The sequence below is a fragment of the Anaerocolumna sedimenticola genome (genome assembly GCF_009931695.1).
In the GTDB taxonomy this organism is placed as follows: domain Bacteria; phylum Bacillota; class Clostridia; order Lachnospirales; family Lachnospiraceae; genus Anaerocolumna; species Anaerocolumna sedimenticola.
On the sequence record NZ_CP048000.1, the window covers coordinates 5,242,645 to 5,259,837 of the forward strand.

Below are 17,193 nucleotides of genomic sequence, written 5' to 3' on the forward strand. Positions count from 1 at the left end.
ATATAAAGACGATGGATGATTAGAAAGGACTCAAATCACCGTATATGAATAAACTATATTAATTTAATTACATCAAATCGTGAGTTTATTGCTGTCCATAATTGTTGATAATAAACCATTATATTCCACACCCCGCTTCCATAAAGGTCATATTCTATAATTATTTGATTTAGTGCATCTATACTCCTTGCGTCGATAAACCAAACGATATGTTGAGAGGGATAGCCATAGATAACCTCATTATAGTAAAAGTATGGTGTTTGAGAAACTTCATCAAATTGTATTGATGCACCTACGTTATATGCTAACTCCAATGCAGAAGTAACAGTAAGTGAAAAAGCAACTGTCCTGTTAGGTATGTATGGTAACTGCCAGTCATAACCAATAACGGGTTTTCCAATAACAATTTTATCCGATGATACTCCGGAAGCTACATTGTCAATTAATATTCTTATATTATTTATATTACTCAAAGGTGCAGGCGGATTATCATTATAACCCCATACAAATTTTAAGAATATTAACCCATTCACATAATCACTTAGGCTGGAATAATTAATTTGTTCAACGGTTATTTTATTATCCGTTTCCTGTTCCGAATAGTTAATTGTTACATAAAATAATAGTCCCTCCTGCCTGAGACGGTTTGATACTTTTTGTGCAAAGTTCAGATAAAGTGACTGATTATTTTCATTTAAAAAATTAAAAACAAAATTAATACCCATATAACCCTGATTCTTCATTATATTGATAGATTCATCAATAACTCTCTCCTGATATGCGTCATTTAATAATATATTATATACCGCCTCAATATTAGGCAATCCTAATGGGGTCAGAGCAGTTAACATTAAGAGAGGGATAACATGGTACTCTCTTGCCGTTTGAATAATTTCTGAATCATCATAATAAGTGATTATTTCGCCTCGTTCTGTTATCGTATAATTAAAAACTGACAGATAAGTTAAATTTGGTAAAGTTCTTATGAGTATATCTTTTTTAATATAAGGATAGGCAAAACCGTTTATCGTTATACTTTTACTGGTGTTATAGCTAATAACTAATGTTTCACCCGGATTAAGATAATCCATGGCAGCATGATTTGGATTATTTCTTATAATTTGCATTTGTGTTACATTATAGAAATCAGCAATACTTTGTAAAGTTTCTCCTTCCTGCACAATATGTGTCTGTTTCGGAAAGGTTATTATCAAAGACTGCCCATTAACCAAATCATATGGATATATCAACCCATTATCCTCTACTAATTTATCCGCTGAAATCCCATATTTTTCAGCAATAGTATATATAGTATCACCTTGTTGAACTACATATATTTCCATAAAGTCCTCGATTCAGATTTTATAGGCGGATCTCACCAAGTCCTCCCTCCGTTCAGTAACACTGGGTACCCGCTTTCCTTCTAATTGCTAATATATAGGAAAAAATAAATATTATGACATCTACTATCACTAAAAACATGGAATCAATCCTTGATAAAGTGAATTTATCTCAGTTGCTCAATGTTTCCGGATTGGATTGCATCGATATTTTGCGCAATCTTTTTTCTCGGCCAATCCCACCATTTTATGTCAAGCAATGCGCTAATGGTTTCTTCGGGGAAACGCTTTCGGATTGGTTTTGCCGGAACACCGCCGACAATCGTATAGGGCGGCACATCTTTTGTCACCACTGAACGAGCTCCAATGATTGCTCCGTCGCCGATGGTTACTCCGGCCAGAATGATTGCCTCGTAACCGATCCAGACATCGTTTCCTATTACAATGTCACCTTTGTTATCCCATGCGTTTGCGACATCCTTGATATCTAAGCCCCATTCCTCAAAGAAAATCGGAAACGGGTAGGTTGAAAGCGACGATAGCTTGTGATTTGCGCTGTTAAATATAAATTTTGCACCGCAGGCAATAGAGCAGAATTTCCCGATTATCAGTCTGTCATGATTGACAGGATAGTGGTATAAAACGTTGTTCTGCTCAAATTGTATGGGATCGTTCACAAAGTCATTGTATATCGTATCGTCACCGACCGTAATACTTTGGCCGGCAATTACGTTTTTTAAGTAAACTGTTTGCTTATCCCCTGTACGTGGATAAATCTTCTTTTCCTGAATAGTCATATAAAATCCTCCAATCATCAGTGTTTGTTTCTTCAACTATCCAGTAATTGCAATGCAACGCTTCACCGCATACCACCTCATTTCTTAATTTTGATTAAGCAACACTTGTTTAATAATTCTGGCTAAATATAGATATTAAATATAATGAAAAGGAATATGTTCTCCGTGATAAAGCTTTAAATAGTACGGCAGATAGTACATATCAAGAGCGCCTAAAACAGGCGGATACCCAGCATCGATTTCTGCCTTGGCCTTTTTGATTGCCTGTTCAAACGTTTTATATTCGTAATGTTTGTATTCAAATCCTACAATGGGAGCAAGAAATTTATACATCTGTTTCGTTCGTCCGTCCCCAAGTGCAACCATTCGTTTTAGATCCTCATTTGGTGTTTTCATGTAGCAGATCGAGCCAAATGAAGAGAGGCTGAAAAAGAAGCTTGGTGGAAGTTTTTCTCCGGTATCTCGGATATATAAATCCTCTATACCGTTCCACATACATTCGTAGTCGTCTGCATGGTGCTTTAACGTAATCAATTTTTTTTGCATAAAACGTATCCTCCTATCGTTTCTATTACTCTTACAACAGGAGCATAAACCCTCGCATCGTGGGAGAGTCAAGAACTATTTTTTGATAGGGAAACAGATTTCTGTGACAAAGTTCTCTGTGTTTGGTTCATTTTCCATGATCCAATGGTAAAACCGATATTTGCTCATATTCTCTACCTTTTCTGTCTTGAGCAGCCCAATCTTGACTCCCCTTTAAACCTCGGCATTTCCATTGGAAAAGCATAAATATTGCCGTGAATCAAAGCCCAAATTTTTGAACTCCGAGCATAAAAAGTCAATACGAGTGGGCGTAACTTTGATAAGGCTCATTATGACCGGCAGCTGTTTCAGCTTCTCGGCGTTAATTTTCTTGAATGCCAATAAGTCCATGTATTCACCCGTCCACGGCTCCACAAGCTCTGCGGTACCAGTGATCTGCATCCCGCTCAATTGACCCAAACCGGTAAAGCCGTCGTAGATGGCAAGGCACACATGTTTGTTGCCCTCCAGGGCACGGAACTTTAAACCACCCTCAGAAAACAACCAGAATCTTCCGTCCTTATAGTTGTATTCGATGGGCGTGCAGCGGACAAAATCACCGCAGCCGGTAGCCATGGCGCAGGTGTTATGTGCCATGATGAACTTCTCTATCTGGGCCAAAAGCGCGTTATGATCCATCCGGGCTGCCTTTGTGTCCTTTTCCATCCAATAGGAAGCTGCTTTCTTATAATCCATATAAACCACCTCTCATATTTATTAGTCTTTAATTTATATTAATTCCGATTATTAATCAAATATCTCTTTACCATTTTAAAATAATAAATCATTATCTCATCATTCCTTTCTGCCGGAAACATATTGATTGATTCCACGTCTATGTTCTGTTGTTCTTCGAATATCGGTTCCTGGTATTCTGTCTTATTTTTAACCATTCAGTAAACAATGTTTATCAGTCGGCGCCTAATGCAGACCAGTACCTGAGATAACGTTTTTCCTTCGCAGATTTGCAAGGATAATAAATCGACCATCATTGGGTTTATTTCCTTAAAAAGCCTGATATCAAACCTGCCGCCTTATTATCATTTTTAAGCTCCACAGCTTTAAACATGCATAACTCGTGACAACACATACAATCGATACAGGTATCATAATCAATCCGCTTCGTATCCTTGTCAATAGCCTGTACCGGGCAGCTTTCCACACACATATTGCATTTTTTACATTTATTGGCATCGATCCTGGGATGTGTGCTGAAAAAATCAATTACTTTTATCAGGGCTTTACTATTGCGCTTCTTTGCTCCCCTAAAACGCTTGGGCAGTTTAAAACCAGCTAACCTGGGGACTTGTTCATAATGGCCTGCAAGTGTAATATTTTTTAACCAGCTTTCTCCCAGATTCCGTTTCCGGGCTGTTTCCAGTATCGGTACCTCTTCAACATCTATCCCCACCATTTTTGCCGCCACAACATCTAATGCTAACGGATCTTCACTGATGAGAATTTTACCAGCCTGATAAATGCCGCCTGCAGTCGGCCCCTCTCCCTGCATTGCCAGAATCCCGTCCATGATGTGAAGCTGTATTTTAGTTGCTTTGTGGATATCGCAGATGATTTGCCCAAAATCGCCTGAATCAGGAGCCATTTTATGATACTTCGCCTTCTTGAGCCCCGGTATGCATCCGAATACATTTTTCACAGCTCCGGAAAAAATCTGCGCCGAGTGTGTTTTCAATTTCGGCAAATTAATAACCACATCAGCGTCGAACATAGGCTTTGCGATATGCATCGTTTCTTCACACCGGCTTTCTGGTTGTACCGGTATCACACCCTCGCGGTCAAAATTCTTAATTTCCGCTCCTTCTTCCTCCGCCACCCGCTCGTAACCGGCAACCTTGAAGCTCTGCGCAGTGGGCGCTATTCCTGCTATAGCTCCCCCTGAGCTGTCACCGATCCATACAATGCAATTCCTGCCCTTCAATATTCTTACCATCGCTCTGACAAATTCAGCATGTGTTACAGCAGCCGACTCGGAAGACTTGGGCCCGATCAGATTCACCTTAAGGAGTACTTTATCCTGCGGCTTAACAAATTTATCCCATCCGCCGAGAATTTCTACTGCAGCATTGATTTTTTCAATTACGGTTTCCAGGTCATAATTTTTACATTCCTGTATAATTACCTTGCTCATACGATTCTCCTCTTGATACGAATATTTGAACTGCTTATTTCTTCTCCTTTGTTTATCTTAAGTATTTCGTCTGATTGGTTCTGCCTATTCAACACAATAAATCTATTTATTTTATTCTAAAATAATTATATCTTTATCTGTATTCCATGTCAATTTCCAACCCACTTAAAATAGGCGTATTGGTTGCTGCCTTATCCTCAAGATTGAATTCAGTAGCTGTAATCTGCAAATAGGATAACAATTAACCATAATAAGTATAGGTTCAAAACAATCCAAAAAAACACCCGGGGTTTTATACCCCAGATGGTATTTTTTAGTGGATGTGGCTGACAGGTTTGAAAATGAAGTCACTGATATCAAAAAATCGGTTGGCGGTAAACTCTCACTAATCCTGTTTTTACTTCCATAATCAAGGTTCTGCTTTCAATACCATGCAAATCGTCTTTATGTATTTTCAATCCCAATTCATACAGCTTATGTTTTACGGCGTCAATATTCCGTCTTCCTACGTTGTAAACATCATTATGGAATCTAGAATCTGCCCCTCCATACATTTGAATAACCAGATCTTCCTTCCTACAGCCATATTTTATGCACATTGTGTTTATAAGCAAAGGAATTCCTGTTTCAGCAAAATAACCCGGGCGTTCCTTCCTGTCATTATTGTCAAAAGGATAAGGGAGGACCACATGGATCATACCTGCCATCTTTTTAACCGGGCTGTAAGCAGTGACCCCTACACAGGAAGCCAAAGCGTAAGTGCGTATAATGTCGTTCTCTTTGTCAGATATAATATATTCTCCTAATCCTACAGTTAACTCCATCCTAAACACCTAACCGATCATGTCAAGCAACACTTGGGGTATGTTTCCCAATGCCGCCTGTTTTTCTACCGCCCCTATATCAAAAGCTGCCATTGGCATTCCGTACACAATTGACGACTCTTCGTCCTGACCGATTGTTCTGCTGCCTTTATAACGCATGGCAAGAAGCCCTTTTGCTCCATCCTGTCCCATACCTGTCAATATAATCCCTACGGCATGTCCGCAGGCTTCTTTCGCTACCGAATGAAACAGTACGTCCACTGAGGGGCAGTGTCCGTTGACTTTTTCCCCGTGAAAGCACTCTACCTGATATCTTCTTCCGATCTTTTTTATCCTCATGTGCCTGTCTCCCGGAGCAATGAGTACCGTACCTTGGTCTGCATAATCCCCGGTCTCAGCCTCTTTGACTTTTAGAGAGGTTTGGCTGTTCAATCTTTCAGCAAACATCTTTGAAAAAACAGGCGGAATATGCTGTGTAATCACGATTCCCGGAATAGTGGGAGGCAGGGAACGGAGTATGCTATAAATAGCTTCCGTACCCCCAGTGGAGGCACCAATGGCAATAATAGTGTCAGCGTTATGTATCATCTTATCGGGCACCTTTATTGCTGCCTTTTTTATTCCAGGCGACGGATTCTTGATCATTGAAGCTGTCTTTATTTTTTGAACCAGATCACATATGAATTCTTCGACCCCATTAGTCGATTGAATATCAGGTTTTACAACAAAATCGATTGCCCCAGCCTCCATTGCCTCAAAAACTGCATTACTGACTGAACTTACCATAATGATAGGAGCAAAATATTGTGGCAGCAGCCTGCGAACAAATTCAATTCCATTCATCCTGGGCATTTCCACATCACAGGTGATCACATCAGGGTGAAAATTTAGAATTTTATCCCTGGCTTCAAAGGGGTCTCTGGCTAAAGCTACGACTTCAATCAAAGGGTCAGAGGAAATCCCTCTTTTTATAACTTCACGGAACATTATGCTATCGTCAACGATCATTACCCTAATCTTTTTCCTGTTTTCCATATCCACTTACTCCTTTCTGTAGACGGCTGGCATAATGTATCTATACCGGGTGCAATCACGGTTTAAGGACTCGGAATGCCCTATAAACAAGTAACCCCCATATTCAGTCATGTCATACAGTTTCTCAGCCAATTCATTTTTAGTCTTATTGTCAAAATAAATCATTACATTCCTGCAAAAAATTACATGGAATTTCCGTTTAAACGGGAATACTGAATCCATCAAATTTAACTTTCGATATATCACTTCATTTCTAATTTTATCAGTCAGTATGAAATTCTCAGCGTCAATCTCTTTAAAGTAATTCAGCTTCCAAGCTGCCGGTAAAGCCGAGATTCTCTCTTTGCTGTATACACCTTTCTTTGCAATTTCAAGAACATTATTTGAGATATCGGTAGCTAATATTTTTGTATCCCACCACATTTTTTCCTTCCCGAAAAATTCATCGATAATCATCGCCAGGGTACAGGGTTCTTCCCCGGAAGAGCATGCTGCGCTCCAAATCCGCAAATCCTTGTCCGTAATAATTCTTGAAAAATATGGGAGTATTTCATCTCTGAAATAGTAGAAATGGTCCGCCTCCCGCATGAAGAAAGTATGGTTGGTGGTAATTTTATCAAGGAGGGTAACAACCGCCTGTCCTGTTCTGTCAGATGCCACATAGTCCATATACTCGGATAAACTTTTAAAATTCTTGCCCAGAATTACATTATTAAGTCTTCCGGCCACCAGCGACTGCTTCTCCGCTGTCAATTTGATACCATAGTTGGTTATAATGTATTCGGCAAATTGCTTGAACTCTTTTTCTGTAATGTTAACCATATTCTCACCAGCCTTTATAAAAAGGAGAAAGGGAGTCTTTCGGCTCCCTTTTATGCCTCATATACTAAAATAATCGCAATTTTTAACTAGTAGGTTTTATCAATCCGATAGAGAAGTGTCTAGTTTTTATATCTCTCTATCATTGAGTAATTTATAGCAGTCAAGGATTAACTTCATCTCGTTACCAACCTTGCCAATGCATTTTATATAATTATTGCCGGTTTTATTAACCTCTGGCGGATCAACAATCTCATCTTCCGGTATCGAAAGTATTTCTGTAACACTGTCAACGATTAGTCCAATACAGGTACCATCAATGTCAATTACTATAATGCAAGTCCTATCGTTATACTCTTTAAACGGCATTTTAAACCGAAGTCTTACATCCATAACAGGGATAATTTTCCCTCTCAAATTAATAATTCCCTTAATATAGCCAGGCAGTTCCGGTACTTCAGTAATAGGCTGAATACCAATAATCTCAGTAACATATCGGACATCGATCCCATACATCTTACTTTCCATGGAAAAGGTTAGAAATTTTCCTTTCTGTGTATCTTCTTCCTCCATTAATTCCTTAACATCAATCCCTGCCATTCTAATGCTCCTTTCCTGTAAGGAAGAAAGAGAGTCCCACAACTCTCTTTCAAGCCTCATATATACGATATACGCCTTATTCTATCTGACTTCCATCTCAATACTTTCCGAACTCGCTGTCACTCAATGCTATTTTTCTTGTATCGGCGAATGCTGCCTCGGTATGAGCCTCCGCAGCCATACTTTCATCAAATCTTTTATTTTTGTTCCTGGACTCAAGCATCCGTAAAACCTCAGGATTAATTTCCTCCAGTCCTCGATTGGATAAATGCTTGGCTGCTCTTTTTAGTTTAAATCTGCTCACTTGATCTTTCAGGAGTTCCGCCTGACTTGCCAGTTCCTCGCTGGCAGCCGCACTTTCCTCGGAAGTTGCCGAGTTGGTCTGAACTACCTGTGATATCTGCATTACTCCCTGGTTGATCTGTGCAATACCAGTCGCCTGTTCATTGGAAGATACCGCAATACCATTTACCAACCTTGCTACTTTATCAACACCTTCCTCAATCATGTTGAGTGCACCAGCCGTTTCATTGGCAATTTTAGTTCCGCCTTCTGCTTTCCTAATAGAGTTCTCTATCATATCGGTAGTTTCTTTCGCTGCGTTCGCAGACCGCTCCGCCAGGATTCTCACTTCTTCTGCAACGACTGCAAACCCCTTCCCATGCTCTCCTGCTCTTGCTGCTTCTATAGCGGCATTAAGAGCCAACATGTTCGTCTGGGACGCGATTTCATCAATGACCTTGATGATCCTGGAGATATTAGTAGAAGAATCATTGATATCCTGCATTGCTTTGAGCATCTCCTTCATTTGTTCATTGCCTTGTTCCGCATATGTCTTCGCAGTTTCAGCCAATCCATTCGCCTCATTTGCATTTTCGGCATTTTGTTTGGTTTGAGAGGATATTTCTTCGATGGAAGCAGTAAGCTGTTCTATCGAACTGGCTTGCTCTGTTGCACCCTGGGAAAGAGCAATACTGGAGTCAGATATCTGCTTCGCACCCGATGCTACCTGTTCTGATGCAGCAGTAATGCTGGATAACACTTCATTATTATTTTCTACCATCTCATAAAGCTTTTTACCAAGCAGGTCATTTTCTGATTTAATGGTGACGTCAACAGTCATATCTCCGGCAGCTATTTTTTCAGCAACGATAGCCTGACCGCGAATATTTTCTATAATATGGCTAAATGATTCCATAAGATTACCGATTTCATCCCTGGTCGTTGCTTCAACAGTTACATGTACATCACCAAGAGCAAGTTTATCAGCTGCTTCAACCAGCTTTTTAACCGGTTTACTTATGATACCGGATACAAAGATACCAAGTATGGTTGAAACGAACACACCGATTATTATTATTATTATCATTATTACTGTAGCTGTTTTTGCTGTAGCTGAATTGTCATCTGAGATTTTGGCCGCCAATTCTATATTTAATCCAGTTAATTCTTCTATAGCTCCTGAAATCTTTTTATTTACTTCAACTCCCTCGATAGTCAATGTATTATACGCCTGATCATTTTGGTTTGCAGTAGCAAGCTGAATTACCTTGTCCTTATATGGAACAAAGTCACTAGTTAAGGAACTGGTCAGATCCTCATGCACCTTAATAACTCTTGGGTCATTCATTAATTTTCCGAATTCCTTTAAATATTCCATTAACATTTCATAATTACCGTTTAATGATTCAACCGTTTTATTCAAAGATTCGTCATCCTTCAAAATAATTAAATCTCTCAAACCGCTCCTCGTCATCTGGTAGGTCTCTGTGATTGTAATCAATTGACTAAGGCTTACCGTATTCCTTTCATACATGTCAGTATACAGTTTGTCTATCTTACTTATGTTAATAATACCGACTATTCCTACTATGCCTGCTATAGCAGCTACTACAATAAAGCCTATTATCATCTTTACAGAAATCTTTAAATTATAAAACCATTTCATCTCATTGTCCTCCTCAATATTTGTTCATAAAAATAAAATTAACCTGCGTATCTCTAATACTTAACTTCTTTATCTTTTTTTTGCTTATAAAATCCTCCATTACTATTAAAAACTTAATCCCTTCGGCTCTTACGACTTAAAAACGGAACTGTTTAGATTTTCGAAATCACTATGGGTGAGTAATTTATAACAATCCAGAATTAATCTCACTCCGTTTCCAACCTTACCAATACCTTTTATATACCTGTTGCCGGCTTTATTAAGCTCTGGCAGATCGACAATCTCAACTTCCGGTATCCAAACTATTTCTGAAACGCTATCAACGATTAATCCAATATAGGTGTCTTCAATGTCAATAACTATAATACAGGTCTTATCGTTATACTCCTTAAACGGTTTTTTAAATCTAAGTCTTACATCCATAACAGGGATAATTTTCCCTCTCAAATTAATAATTCCCTTAATATACTCCGGTAGTTCCGGTACCTCCGTCATAGGCAGAATCCTAATAATCTCGATGACATTTCGGACTTCGATCCCATACATCTCACTTCCTATGGAAAAGTTGAGAAACTTTCCTTTCTGTGTATCTTCTTGCTCCATTAGTTCCTTAACATCTAGCTTGGCCAATCTAATGCTCCTTTCTTCCTTTTGTCAAAAGCTGCTATCACTACATTTCCCTGCCTATAAAGCTTCAAAAAAAATCTACTATATATAAAAAAAGAATACAGCAGACCACTATTTTATTCATACTCAATTATGTAGTATTTAGGTTTTTTTTGTCAGAATTCCTTATTAGCCAGCTCTGTTTTTGAATGAATATCAAGTTTACTGTATACGCTTCTGAGGATCGTTCTGACAGTAGTTTCAGAAATAAACAGTCTGCCTGCTATCTCCTTTGCACTCAATCTATCTCTTGCAAGCTGGGCTACTTCTCTTTCTCTTGGCGTCAGCGGTGATCTATCTGAGGTAATCGCCTTTTTAATAGTTTTAATACCCCTTTCATACCGCTTTCCAAGTTCTATTATGGTATTTATACCATCTCTGTCCGACATTGAGCTCTTTAACGCTTCTAACAGAGAATTCAATTTACCAGCTTCATTGGCAAAGGGCAGATAAATCTTGTCCGGCAACGCTATTGAAAGAGCCTGCTTAAGATATTCTTGTGCGGCGGAAAAATCTCCATTATTATATTTTGCTATTGCAAGAAGCTTTAAACAAGAAACTTGTGGCATCATATACTTAATATTATTGTGAATATCCTTTGATTTATCCAGGATAAGCTGGGACAAACCATATAACTCGCTATACCTGTTTTCCAGGAGCAGGATATTTAGGTATAATACTTGAGCGTGCGGTATAACAGGTGCATACAACACATTTTTATAATTAAGTATGTCATATAGCCAAGATGCTACATAATATTTAATATTCAATTCAAGACCTATGATTGACATACAATATTCTACCATGTGCAGAATATATAGATTGGTGTCTTCCTTGGCATAATTCTGCAAATTCTTTATCGTAGTAAAATACCTCTGCGCATCTCCGCGGAGGATAGCAATACGGACAAGAACCAGTTCCGCGCAGATGCATATGTCGGTCTGCTGATAACTGCGAGCCTCATATAGTGCCTTATAGCACATAATTTCGGCCTCGTAGTCCTGGCCTCGCATGAGCATGACCTCAGCACGCATGACGCTGTTGTGGCCCATGCCATGTCCTTGTCTTAACTGGTGATATAAGTGAGCATCTATATCTACTCGATTCAGTTCATTTTCCAACTCACCGGTTTCTCTCCATAACATATTCAGCACAGAGGTAGTAGCAAACAGCCATGGAGTGTCATACTTGCACATTATAGATGGTTTACCTAAAATCTTTAGTGCTGTCTCATATCCCTGTCTAATTTTTAACCCATCATTAAAGTCTCCCAGAGTTGTTAGAAGGGTGTATTCACCTCTTATACTCCGTAACTCCTCCTGACCGAAATCCTGGCCATTTTGGACTGCTAAACGAAGCAAGCTGCACAATCTTCCATAAGTCTCCGTATGACCGCTCCAAAAGCTATAGTAGCCGAATACAATCATGTTAAAAGGATATTTACATAAAATTTCTTCCGGGCATTCATTGACTATCGTAATAATAAATTCCGATAGTTTTATCCCTTTCTGTTTATCTAAATATTCACGGCTGAAGGGTAAAGACAGAATAGCGTCAAAATCTTGAATTTTATAAAAAAACTCTGAAGCGGGATAGTACTCTGACATAGCTGCACAGGAGACTCCGGCTTTACGAAATATTTGATTTTGATAATCCATAGACGTCTGATTATAAAACCGGTTCCGCAAATAGTTCTGCAAAACGCTGTGCATACTGTATAGACATTTATCTGGTAGATATTTTATGAAGTCGTTATTCTTGAGAAGGACTATGATATTCTCAGGCAGGGTCTCCTGATTCAGCATAATAGCCGCCTGATGTATCTTAAAACTGTCCAGTACCGATACTAACAGAAGAAAATCTTGTTCTTCCGGTGTAAGCCTATTCCAAATAGCTATTTCTACAAGCTGCTCTATATCAGCGTTGAGATCAAACGACCCAGTTTCAATAAAGTTTTTCATTTGCAGACGAATGGCCGATACCCAACCTTCTGTACTAATAAATATTTTTTCCAATACTTCATCCGTGAGACGGATGTCTTCCTTGCGAAACAAACAGACTATATCATCCTTGTCAAACAAGAAAGAAGATGCATTAATGGTATGAATATTATTATGAATTGAAATTTGCTGTTTAGCTTCCAATGGCTGGGTAATGAATATCATATGTAACTTGGGATTTCCATGCATGGAGAAAATACTAATTAATTCACGGGGAATATTGCAGTTAACAAGCTGGTAGTTATCCACTACTAAATAGGTTTCCGTTACGCAGTGGAGATCTCTGAGATATAACGTCAGATAGAATAATGTATCCATAGTGGGCATCTTCAAGTTTTTTAAAGCTTCAGCTACTTTAATATTTATTTTAGAGAACAACTCACAGATTCCCAACCATGCCATAGAAGCAGACTCGCCCAAACAGGTATACCAATATTCACAGGCACCATGGGGTAGGTACTCTTTCAAATACTCTCTGACGGCAGTTGTCTTTCCAAAACCGGATGGCGCTTCCACGATTGTTAAGGAGTGATGTGATATTTTGCTTAGCTTCATTCTAAGCTTATCCGGAAAATAATACTTATTTCGTAGGTTTACTTTATTTCTCATTTCTATACCTCTAATTCTGATCTCCTTTAGCTTTGGAGTATCCTTTAGAATCAGCCAATATTTCCATAGAAGCATCTATGAATAAAATGTGGTAATATGCAATAAATTCACAATTTAGATCGCCATATTTCTAATCAATTTCTATCTTCCTTTCAGCAATAGCTATTATTAGGCAATTACGAAACTATAGTTTTTCATTATACCATGCAGTTGATATGAATTTCATAGCTTTAGTTGCCCTCCGGGCAAGATTCAGCTCTGAAATTCATATCAATTGCATGGTATATAGATACATTATTGGAGTTTCGCAATTGCTTAAAAGGATTGGAGGGTCAAAAGCCCCAATTTAGTGTTATACATGAATGCCAGTGTATGAAAGGGCTTTTGATCCTCCACTCTTAATAGCTATAATTATCACTACATTTTCCTTGCTCAATTAAAGTATCAAAAAATAACCAGTACTATAAATAATACAACATATCACTTTCTTATTTCATACTCAATTTTGTAGTATTTTGAAGTCTTTTGTTAGTATTTTTTAGTGACTGGCTCAGTTTTTTAACAAACGTCAAGTTTTCTGTATTTGCTTCTAAAGTGCATAAGAATATTACCATATTTTTCGAGAAACCGTTACATGGTTTACTATTACCTCTCCAATCTTCCTTAATAAAAAACTCTGAACCCAGTTCCAAAACCTCCTTTGGTCAGCTAAGGTTTTTCTATTTTAATTGATTTCTGCTCAATTTTATTAGCAATATTTGCATGACCAGCGAAAGTACAAATATAATTATAAGCCAAAAATGAAAGCAATATTTGGTTGCCGCTTCTTCTTTTTTTATTTGATTTACCTGATGCTTAAATTGGGATACATATTCATTGTCAGTGGATTCATTACTTTCATCTACTAATTCACCTATTACGATAAAACGGTTGTCGGTATTTATCCCAGAAATATCGCAGGTTATCAAAGACAATAATGGAACACTCTGATCCTTAAGTACCGTGAGATCTGTCTCGGGGACAATCCTCGTCTCCGTTACCTGATAGGTATAAATCGTCTTCTTATCTGACAGCTGAATCAAACTGCCCACTTTTATTTGAAGAAGGGGACCAAACAAAAGTTCATCATTTTTCATATGATGACCTGCCAAGCAATAATTTCCTTTTCCCATTACCTGACCCGCCTTTATTGTAGTCGCTCCCACCATCAGATTTGATGTTGTTGTTCCTTCTAATACCGGCAGCAGCAGTTTCAAATCACTGATTGCGATAGCTCCTACAACATCTTTTCTATCTATGACTGTTATATTCGAAAGTACCGTCCCAAAATCCGGAGCCTCAATAGCAGACTGTTCTTCTGCTGCTTCTGCCTGCAGGATGTTTTTCTTGATTTCCTCTGGGGTAAAATTATATATAGAATACTGTGTCCTCTTCTGATCCATCAGGGCCTGCGTTAACCATGGTGAGGAAATCAAAAACAATGCGATATAAATCAGGCAAAAAAGAGATCCTTGCAGAAAGATATCCTTAAGATGTATTCTGGGTTTTGATTTATTCTTCATCTGATTTTTTTCTTTTCTTCTTTTTTAATATCAGAATCCATAGGACTATTACCAACAGAAGAAGTCCTGTCCCAATGGCGACATACAGCCAGGTATAATCTGTTTGCTTAATACTGACATCCGATTTATTCAGGGCTAACGCCATATCACGTTCTATTGTGAAGTCCCTTGTCCAAGTCCATACCTCTCCCATAGAAGCAGCCGTCATTGTCAAAGTATATTCTCCGCCTTTCAATTTTTCTCCGTTCAAAGGAATTGGATAATTGAAATTGGAATTTGGTGCCATCTGAAGACCTTCATTGCTTGACTCATACAGAATTGTACTATCCCCCTTTTTAGTCACTTTTGCCTCTACGGTCATCTGATTCATATACATGGGCATACAGTTTTGAATATTTGCACTTATTACATTACGCGCATTTACCTGATCAGGGAAGACGTCATTTAGCTTAAGTTCCGGTATGATTTCGGAATCATTTTCACTAAGCAGTATTGCTACCACATAAGCATATTCATTCTTTATGGACATACCTGCCGCATTATCACTATTTGTATTATCTGTATTCTCAACCTCTTTGAATTCCTTCAGAGTGATCCCTCCGGCTAAAAAACCGTCAAACTCTTCTTTGGGCATATTGATATCCAATTTGAGCATGCAGGAGCTCTTGGCGGGAATCTCAACTTCAGCCTTGGTTGTAACGATATCCTCCATTTTGTATAACAACGTGGAATCTGCCTTTATGTTATTGTTCCCATATTCAACCACGCCGTTCATATTGGTAGTCGCCGTATGGATTTCTGGTTTGATTTTAACATCCCTGTCCGTATCATTACGAAGCTCTATTTCAATTGTCTGAAGTTGGGATGGCTTCATTAGCAGATCAAAATACGTTTTATTCTTATCTCTTTGATTATCCGGAATAACTGTAGTAACTGCAAAATTAAACTCCGATGCCATTGTAATCGTATGAAACAGCGGCAGTATCAGCAGCATCATCGTTAAAGCCAAAAGCATTTTTTTCTTCATTATATATTTCCCCTCTAATCTAAATTAGCAAGGTGATGCACTTTAGTTCCTATAATACATCACCTTGCTTCCAAATAGGTCTTTACCCTTTTAACAAATGTTTACGGTTATGGAGTTACAATTGCATTTTCAGGAGTATCACTTAATGACCAAGTAATCGTTGTACGATATGTTTCCGCATATTTTGTAATACTTCCGGGTACAAATAATTCAACACTGCGTGCTGCGTTCGACATATCACCAAACTTAGCAATATAGGTTCCGGCTCCTTCACCCTCCGCTGCTGCCATAACTGTTTTATCAGAAGTATTAAGAAGGATACTGCTTGCCACGGTACCTGGTACAGGTGATGCAGAGGTGGTATTTACATTAATAGTATTAATTTTAATTGTCGCTCCTGGTAATGTATGAGCGGAGTCCGCTGTTGATGTAAAAATGTCATTTTGCTTTACAGATAATGTCCAGCCTGCTTCGGTTCCTCTGTTGTCTGTAACCTGTACATAATTGGGACGTTCCGCTATTGTTACACCATCAGCTAAAGTAACTTTCTGAGCCATAGCATAGTAAGTTTTATCTTGGGTACTGATTTTTTGATTACCAAAATTAAAGCTCGATACAAAATCGATGCTTAATGGTCCGGGAGTTCCTGGATCTGTTGGACCAACTGGGGTTACCGGGTTTCCCGGATTCTCAGGATCTACAGGGAGTGTTACTTCCGTGCTGGATTCAAATGTAATCGCTGCGTTTGAATTATAGGAATATGTTTCCGCTGCCATTGCTGCCATCGTGTTTAGACTAAAGCAGCTTACTGCTAATGCCATTGCTACAACTTTTTTGTTTAATTTCATGATATTCTCTCCTTTTTAGGTGCTTATATTAAGTGTTTATTAATTGCATTTTACTTTTTGGTATCAGAATACAAGATACCAGTAATACCAGACCTACGTACACATAGGTCAGATTGGAGCTATCCCCTGTCTGGGGAAGTGATGACGGTGGTACTCCAGTGGTAATAATTGGAGCTTTGGTCTGTGGTACAGCGGCAGGTTCCTCCGATTCAATCGTTAGTTCCTGCGGTTCGCCGGTTCCGGGCATAGTAGGTTTGTATTCTCCGTAAAAGCTAACACTTGTATCGGATTGATATGGTTCCGCCTCGTTTGCATCCACATCCGCCATTGGTATTACCATACTGAGAAGTAGTACAAATAAGATTCCAAATAATCGTTTCATCT

16 protein-coding genes are annotated in these 17,193 nt (G+C 38.6%); all 16 read right to left on the bottom strand.

The window, feature by feature from the left end; all coding sequences use genetic code 11:
- Nucleotides 1–53 precede the first annotated feature (53 nt).
- Nucleotides 54–1,343, bottom strand: coding sequence for a LysM peptidoglycan-binding domain-containing protein (locus Ana3638_RS23330; RefSeq protein ID WP_161840172.1), 1,290 nt, complete (start codon nucleotides 1,341–1,343; stop codon nucleotides 54–56).
- A gap of 164 nt (nucleotides 1,344–1,507) precedes the next feature.
- Nucleotides 1,508–2,137: a CatB-related O-acetyltransferase gene (locus Ana3638_RS23335; RefSeq protein WP_161840173.1), complete on the bottom strand. Its 630-nt coding sequence runs from the start codon at nucleotides 2,135–2,137 to the stop codon at nucleotides 1,508–1,510.
- A gap of 135 nt (nucleotides 2,138–2,272) precedes the next feature.
- Nucleotides 2,273–2,683: a BtrH N-terminal domain-containing protein gene (locus Ana3638_RS23340; RefSeq protein WP_330587760.1), complete on the bottom strand. Its 411-nt coding sequence runs from the start codon at nucleotides 2,681–2,683 to the stop codon at nucleotides 2,273–2,275.
- 213 nt (nucleotides 2,684–2,896) lie between these two features.
- Nucleotides 2,897–3,418, bottom strand: a complete 522-nt coding sequence (locus Ana3638_RS23345; protein ID WP_161840174.1) for a pyridoxamine 5'-phosphate oxidase family protein — start codon at nucleotides 3,416–3,418, stop codon at nucleotides 2,897–2,899.
- A 301-nt stretch (nucleotides 3,419–3,719) separates the two neighbouring features.
- Nucleotides 3,720–4,871 (bottom strand): DUF362 domain-containing protein, encoded by a 1,152-nt coding sequence (locus tag Ana3638_RS23350; RefSeq protein ID WP_161840175.1) that lies wholly within the window; start codon nucleotides 4,869–4,871, stop codon nucleotides 3,720–3,722.
- Nucleotides 4,872–5,227: 356 nt separating this feature from the next.
- A complete protein-coding gene (locus tag Ana3638_RS23355; RefSeq protein ID WP_161840176.1) occupies nucleotides 5,228–5,695 on the bottom strand; it encodes a chemotaxis protein CheD in 468 nt (155 codons plus the stop codon).
- A gap of 9 nt (nucleotides 5,696–5,704) precedes the next feature.
- Nucleotides 5,705–6,730, bottom strand: a complete 1,026-nt coding sequence (locus tag Ana3638_RS23360; protein WP_161840177.1) for a protein-glutamate methylesterase/protein-glutamine glutaminase — start codon at nucleotides 6,728–6,730, stop codon at nucleotides 5,705–5,707.
- 6 nt (nucleotides 6,731–6,736) lie between these two features.
- Complete coding sequence (locus Ana3638_RS23365) at nucleotides 6,737–7,552, bottom strand: CheR family methyltransferase (protein WP_161840178.1); 816 nt, start codon at nucleotides 7,550–7,552, stop codon at nucleotides 6,737–6,739.
- 126 nt (nucleotides 7,553–7,678) lie between these two features.
- Nucleotides 7,679–8,149 (bottom strand): chemotaxis protein CheW, encoded by a 471-nt coding sequence (locus Ana3638_RS23370; RefSeq protein WP_161840179.1) that lies wholly within the window; start codon nucleotides 8,147–8,149, stop codon nucleotides 7,679–7,681.
- A 97-nt stretch (nucleotides 8,150–8,246) separates the two neighbouring features.
- Nucleotides 8,247–10,097, bottom strand: a complete 1,851-nt coding sequence (locus tag Ana3638_RS23375; RefSeq protein WP_161840180.1) for a methyl-accepting chemotaxis protein — start codon at nucleotides 10,095–10,097, stop codon at nucleotides 8,247–8,249.
- 129 nt (nucleotides 10,098–10,226) lie between these two features.
- On the bottom strand, nucleotides 10,227–10,727 hold the full coding sequence (locus tag Ana3638_RS23380) for a chemotaxis protein CheW (protein ID WP_330587761.1): 501 nt from the start codon (nucleotides 10,725–10,727) through the stop codon (nucleotides 10,227–10,229).
- 152 nt (nucleotides 10,728–10,879) lie between these two features.
- Entirely contained in the window at nucleotides 10,880–13,372 is a 2,493-nt protein-coding gene (locus Ana3638_RS25865) for a LuxR C-terminal-related transcriptional regulator (protein ID WP_161840181.1), read from the bottom strand.
- 719 nt (nucleotides 13,373–14,091) lie between these two features.
- Nucleotides 14,092–14,814, bottom strand: a complete 723-nt coding sequence (locus Ana3638_RS23390; protein ID WP_161840182.1) for a class A sortase — start codon at nucleotides 14,812–14,814, stop codon at nucleotides 14,092–14,094.
- Nucleotides 14,815–14,923: 109 nt separating this feature from the next.
- A complete protein-coding gene (locus Ana3638_RS23395) occupies nucleotides 14,924–15,961 on the bottom strand; it encodes a DUF916 and DUF3324 domain-containing protein (protein WP_161840183.1) in 1,038 nt (345 codons plus the stop codon).
- A gap of 107 nt (nucleotides 15,962–16,068) precedes the next feature.
- Complete coding sequence (locus Ana3638_RS23400; protein ID WP_161840184.1) at nucleotides 16,069–16,809, bottom strand: WxL domain-containing protein; 741 nt, start codon at nucleotides 16,807–16,809, stop codon at nucleotides 16,069–16,071.
- Between the two features lie 28 nt (nucleotides 16,810–16,837).
- Nucleotides 16,838–17,191, bottom strand: a complete 354-nt coding sequence (locus tag Ana3638_RS23405) for an LPXTG cell wall anchor domain-containing protein (RefSeq protein ID WP_161840185.1) — start codon at nucleotides 17,189–17,191, stop codon at nucleotides 16,838–16,840.
- Nucleotides 17,192–17,193 lie beyond the last annotated feature (2 nt).

Bases quoted from the DNA above. Each gene is read 5' to 3' on its own strand.
- Ana3638_RS23375 (WP_161840180.1), bottom strand. From the start codon at position 10,097: ATGAAATGGTTTTATAATTTAAAGATTTCTGTAAAGATGATAATAGGC.
- Ana3638_RS23360 (WP_161840177.1), bottom strand. From the start codon at position 6,730: ATGGAAAACAGGAAAAAGATTAGGGTAATGATCGTTGACGATAGCATA.
- Ana3638_RS23350 (WP_161840175.1), bottom strand. From the start codon at position 4,871: ATGAGCAAGGTAATTATACAGGAATGTAAAAATTATGACCTGGAAACC.
- Ana3638_RS25865 (WP_161840181.1), bottom strand. From the start codon at position 13,372: ATGAGAAATAAAGTAAACCTACGAAATAAGTATTATTTTCCGGATAAG.
- Ana3638_RS23370 (WP_161840179.1), bottom strand. From the start codon at position 8,149: ATGGCAGGGATTGATGTTAAGGAATTAATGGAGGAAGAAGATACACAG.
- Ana3638_RS23330 (WP_161840172.1), bottom strand. From the start codon at position 1,343: ATGGAAATATATGTAGTTCAACAAGGTGATACTATATATACTATTGCT.
- Ana3638_RS23405 (WP_161840185.1), bottom strand. From the start codon at position 17,191: ATGAAACGATTATTTGGAATCTTATTTGTACTACTTCTCAGTATGGTA.
- Ana3638_RS23335 (WP_161840173.1), bottom strand. From the start codon at position 2,137: ATGACTATTCAGGAAAAGAAGATTTATCCACGTACAGGGGATAAGCAA.
- Ana3638_RS23365 (WP_161840178.1), bottom strand. From the start codon at position 7,552: ATGGTTAACATTACAGAAAAAGAGTTCAAGCAATTTGCCGAATACATT.
- Ana3638_RS23400 (WP_161840184.1), bottom strand. From the start codon at position 16,809: ATGAAATTAAACAAAAAAGTTGTAGCAATGGCATTAGCAGTAAGCTGC.
- Ana3638_RS23390 (WP_161840182.1), bottom strand. From the start codon at position 14,814: ATGGATCAGAAGAGGACACAGTATTCTATATATAATTTTACCCCAGAG.
- Ana3638_RS23395 (WP_161840183.1), bottom strand. From the start codon at position 15,961: ATGAAGAAAAAAATGCTTTTGGCTTTAACGATGATGCTGCTGATACTG.
- Ana3638_RS23355 (WP_161840176.1), bottom strand. From the start codon at position 5,695: ATGGAGTTAACTGTAGGATTAGGAGAATATATTATATCTGACAAAGAG.
- Ana3638_RS23340 (WP_330587760.1), bottom strand. From the start codon at position 2,683: ATGCAAAAAAAATTGATTACGTTAAAGCACCATGCAGACGACTACGAA.
- Ana3638_RS23345 (WP_161840174.1), bottom strand. From the start codon at position 3,418: ATGGATTATAAGAAAGCAGCTTCCTATTGGATGGAAAAGGACACAAAG.